This is a genomic window from Chryseobacterium sp. YR221 (assembly GCF_900176315.1).
GTDB lineage: Bacteria > Bacteroidota > Bacteroidia > Flavobacteriales > Weeksellaceae > Chryseobacterium > Chryseobacterium rhizosphaerae.
Map to the genome: position 1 here is coordinate 1 of NZ_FWXM01000014.1, position 4,613 is coordinate 4,613.

At 41.3% G+C, this 4,613-nt stretch carries 1 protein-coding gene; it reads left to right on the top strand.

Features of this window, described 5'->3' with window-relative positions:
• A partial coding sequence (locus B8967_RS22240; RefSeq protein WP_143330573.1) for a non-ribosomal peptide synthetase occupies positions 1 to 4,613 on the top strand: 4,613 nt, incomplete at both ends.

Genomic DNA, 4,613 nt, shown 5'->3' on the forward strand with positions numbered 1-4,613 from the left:
GACCTTGTTCCATTGTGTTTAGAACGTTCAGCGGATATGCTGACGGCTATTCTGGGAGTTTTAAAAGCCGGCGGAGCGTATGTTCCTATGGATCCATCATATCCTGTAGAGCGAATCCGTCATATTCTGGAAGATACCGGGGCGAAAATAGTGCTGGCTCATAGCATTGCAGCATCAACAGTTCAGGAAGCCTGCAGTGGAATTGCTACCTCAGTACTTGTGCTGAATGATGCAGAACTGGAAAGAACCCTTGCTGAGAGCAGTGTTTCCAATCCTGTTACCGAGGTAGGTCCTGACCACCTTGCCTATGTGATCTATACGAGTGGAACGACAGGAATGCCAAAAGGCGTAATGCAGATTCACCGAAATGTAGCACGTTTGTTTAGCGCTACCGATCACTGGTATCATTTCAATGACCAGGATGTATGGAGTTTATTCCATTCGTATGTGTTTGACTTTAGTGTATGGGAAATCTGGGGCGCCTTTTTCTATGGTGGAAAACTATTGGTACCGTCCTCAGAACAGACCAAAGACACAAATTTATTCTTCAGTTTATGTCTGAAAGAAGGTCTTACGGTGCTCAACCAGACACCAACCGCTTTCTATCAGTTTATCGATACCGCTCTTCAGCGTGCAGAAGATCTAAGCAGCCTTCGCTATGTTATATTCGGAGGCGAAGCCTTAAACCTGGCCTCCTTAAAACCTTGGTATGAACGTTACCGTTCCGCACCAACGCTGATTAACATGTATGGTATTACAGAGACTACGGTCCATGTAACCTACAAGAAACTGAGTGTAGAAGATTTAGACAGAGCATCTCTGATCGGAGAGAATATTCCGGATCAGGGGATGTATATTTTGGATAATCATCTTCGGGCAGTTCCTATCGGAGCTGTAGGAGAACTGTATGTGGGAGGAGCCGGAATTGCCCGAGGCTACTTAAACAGAGCAGAATTAACAGCCGAACGTTTCATTGCGAACCCTTTCCAGACTTTGGAAGAGAAAGCTTCAGGCAAGAACGGAATCCTGTATAAAACGGGAGACCTTGTCCGCTATCTTTCCGATGGGGAATTAGAATACATTGGCAGAAATGACTTCCAGGTCAAGATCCGAGGTTACAGGATAGAATTAGGAGAAATCGAAAACAGACTTCAGGAATATGCTGAAGTAAGACAATCCGTAGTGTTGGCTAAAGAAAACAAAGCGGGGATGAAATACCTTGTAGGATATTATGTATCAGACACTTCTATAGACACCGGTCATCTTACGTCTTTCTTATCGGAAGCTTTACCGGAATATATGGTTCCTGCTGCGTTTGTCCATTTAACCTCTTTACCATTAACGATTAATGGAAAACTGGATAGGAGGCAACTGCCTGAGCCTGAGTTTACGGGGGGCAGAGAATATACGGCACCCGAGAATGAGTTGCAGGAAAGACTGTGTCAGATCTATGGAGAAGTTCTGGGTCTGGATGCAGGAACAATTGGAATCAATGACGATTTCTTCAGATTAGGAGGAGATAGTATCATCAGTATACAGCTTGTCAGCAGAATACGGCAACGTCTGGATATAAGAGTAAGTGTTAAAGATGTCTTTACTTCAAGATCCGTATTGAAGCTTTCTGAGCTGATTGAGATCAAAGAAAAAGAAGAGCAGACCCATATTCTGACAGAGCAGGGGACGTTGACAGGAGAATTATCTTTCCTTCCTATCCAGGAATGGTTCTTTGATTTGGTAGAACAGGGATATGTAGGAGACCTTAACCATTGGAATCAGTCCTTCTTGATTAAAGTTCCTGAGTTAAGTACAGAATTACTGGAAGAGAGTGTGAGATTGCTCATTGAAAGACATGATGCATTCAGGATTTATTATCCGAAAGAAAATGGAACTTACACCCAGCAGTATGGAATAGAAACAATATCAGCTATCAAGTATCTGGATGTATCAGGACTCCCATCAGAAGATCTTCCGGGAATATTGACGGAATGGCAGGCACAATTTAATATAGAAAAAGGACCATTATTCCAGATAGGATATATTAAGGGCTATGAAGACGGAAGTGCAAGAATTTTCTTTGCTCTTCATCACCTGATTATTGATGCGGTAAGCTGGAGAATTATTACCGAAGATCTGAAGAATTTGTATCAGACTCTTGAGAAAGGAAATACAGTGGAAACTCCTTTGAAAGGAAGTAGTTACCGCCAGTGGATTGATGCCATAAAAGGATATAAACAGGATAACCCGGAATCCAGAGAAAAGGAACTTACGTATTGGAATCACACGGTGGATACTGTGGGACAGACTAATGATGCCCTGGCAGAATTATCTTCTTCTGAATATCATTTTGCCAATCTTATGTTGGATCATGGATATACAGAGAAATTAATCAGAGAAGTACATCACGTCTATCATACACAGATTAATGATTTGCTATTGTCAGCCCTTGCTTCTGCTCTTTCAGATCTTACGGGAGAATCCCGACATGCTGTCCTTCTTGAAGGGCATGGTCGTGAAGATGTTTTTAATAATCTTGATATTACAGAAACTGTAGGATGGTTTACTTCTATGTATCCATTATTACTGGAAACAGGTAATGATGTAAAAGACACGGCTATTCTGACTAAAGAATCGTTGAGAAGTATTCCAAACAATGGAATTGGTTACGGTAGTCTTGTAGGCTATACAAAATATGCTCTTCCAAAAATCAGTTTCAACTATCTTGGACAGCTTGACCAGGAGGAAAGTACCGGAGAAAAAACATGGTTTATTTCCGGAGAAAATAGCGGAAGTTCCATGGGAAGTCAAAACCGTGATAGCTATATTATCAGTATAAACGGTGCAATTGCAGATGGTCAGCTTCGTTTTGGACTCTCAGGATATCTGTCACAAGATCAGATCAATCTGCTGACAGAAAGATTTAAAGAATATATAAAACAGACGGTTGATGAACTTCTGGCAGAAAACAGAAGCTGGCTCACTCCATCAGATACAGAAAATATTGTTGGGAAAGAACAGCTGATGTATATTCAGAAGTCAGGAGCCGTTGAAGGAGTATATCTTGCCAACAGTTTACAGGAAGGATTTGTATACCATGCACTCAACCAGGGAGATAAAGATGATGCCTACAGAGTACAGCTGGTATGGGATTATAAGGCCGGAATGGATTTGAATAAGCTTAAAGATGCATGGATATACACGCAGGAACAACTTCCTACCTTACGATTAAGATTTGACTGGAGTGAAGAGATTGTTCAGATTATCGATAAGAAAGGAAACCTGGACTGGCGTTATCATGATATCAGTGAGATGAACGATGAAGATCAGGAAAACCTGGTCAAAGAAATGACTCAAAAAGACCGTTTCGAAGTATACGACTTATCTAAAGGAAGCCTCTTCAGAGTGTATATTTTCAAACGTTCAGAAAGCCATTATAGCTGTCTCTTCAGTAATCACCATGCCATTCTTGATGGGTGGAGTATGCCTATATTCCTGACGCTTATTCATGAGGCCTATCTTAAACTTGTTAAAGGACAGGAGCTTTTACCTGTTCCGGATAAAGCGTACGCCGAAGCTCAGAAATACCTTCAGGAAAACAAGGACAGTAACAGCAGTTTCTGGAAAGATTATATGGGACTTCTGGAAGATCGTGAAGATTTGGGAAGCCTAATCAAGGAATCTCAAAAACAGATTGACCTTTCAGAGTATAAGCAAATAGTAGATCACCGTTCGATAAAAATGTCGATAGTAGGTGAACAGTATCAGGAACTGAAGAAGTTTACATCCGAAAACGGATTTACAATCAATGCTGTACTTCAGTATTTATGGCATAAACAGCTTGGTATCTACAGTGGAGGATCCACAACGGTAGTAGGAACTACGGTATCCGGACGAAGCTTACCGGTGGATGAAATAGAATCCTCTGTAGGACTTTATATTAATACTTTACCTCTTATTGTGAACCATACAGAAGGTAAAGTGGTAGATATTATATCTGAGATTCAGCATAGAATCAGTGAGCTGAATACCCACAGCAGTGTGAACCTGGCCAGCCTTCAGCATGATGGACGCCGAATTTTCAGCAGCTTATTTGTATATGAAAACTATCCCGCTCCAAAAGGAGGAGAAGACAATGAGCTATCATTTGTCTTTAAAGGTTCAGTAGAGCGACTCGACTATCCATTAGGAATAGTGGCCTACGAAACCGGAGAGGAAGTGACTTTAAATATCAGTTATGAAGGATTTTTGTTCGATGAGAAGATGATCAATCAACTGATCGGAGGAATGAATACTGTTTTAGAACAGATTCTTGAAAATTCTGAAATTTCATCTGATCAATTATATTACCTGACCAAAGACCAACACACTCAGTTATCAGGGTTATGGTCTACAGAAAGTGATTATGCGAGTGACACTACAATTCAGGCGTTATTTGAAGCCCAGGTTGAAAGGACTCCGGATCACATTGCCGTAGTATATCAGGATGTAAGGATGTCTTACCGTGAGCTTAATGATCGTTCAAACCGTCTGGCTCATTACCTTATTGAAACTTACGATCTTCAGCCTGATGACCTTGTTCCATTGTGTTTAGAACGTTCAGCGGATATGCTGACGGC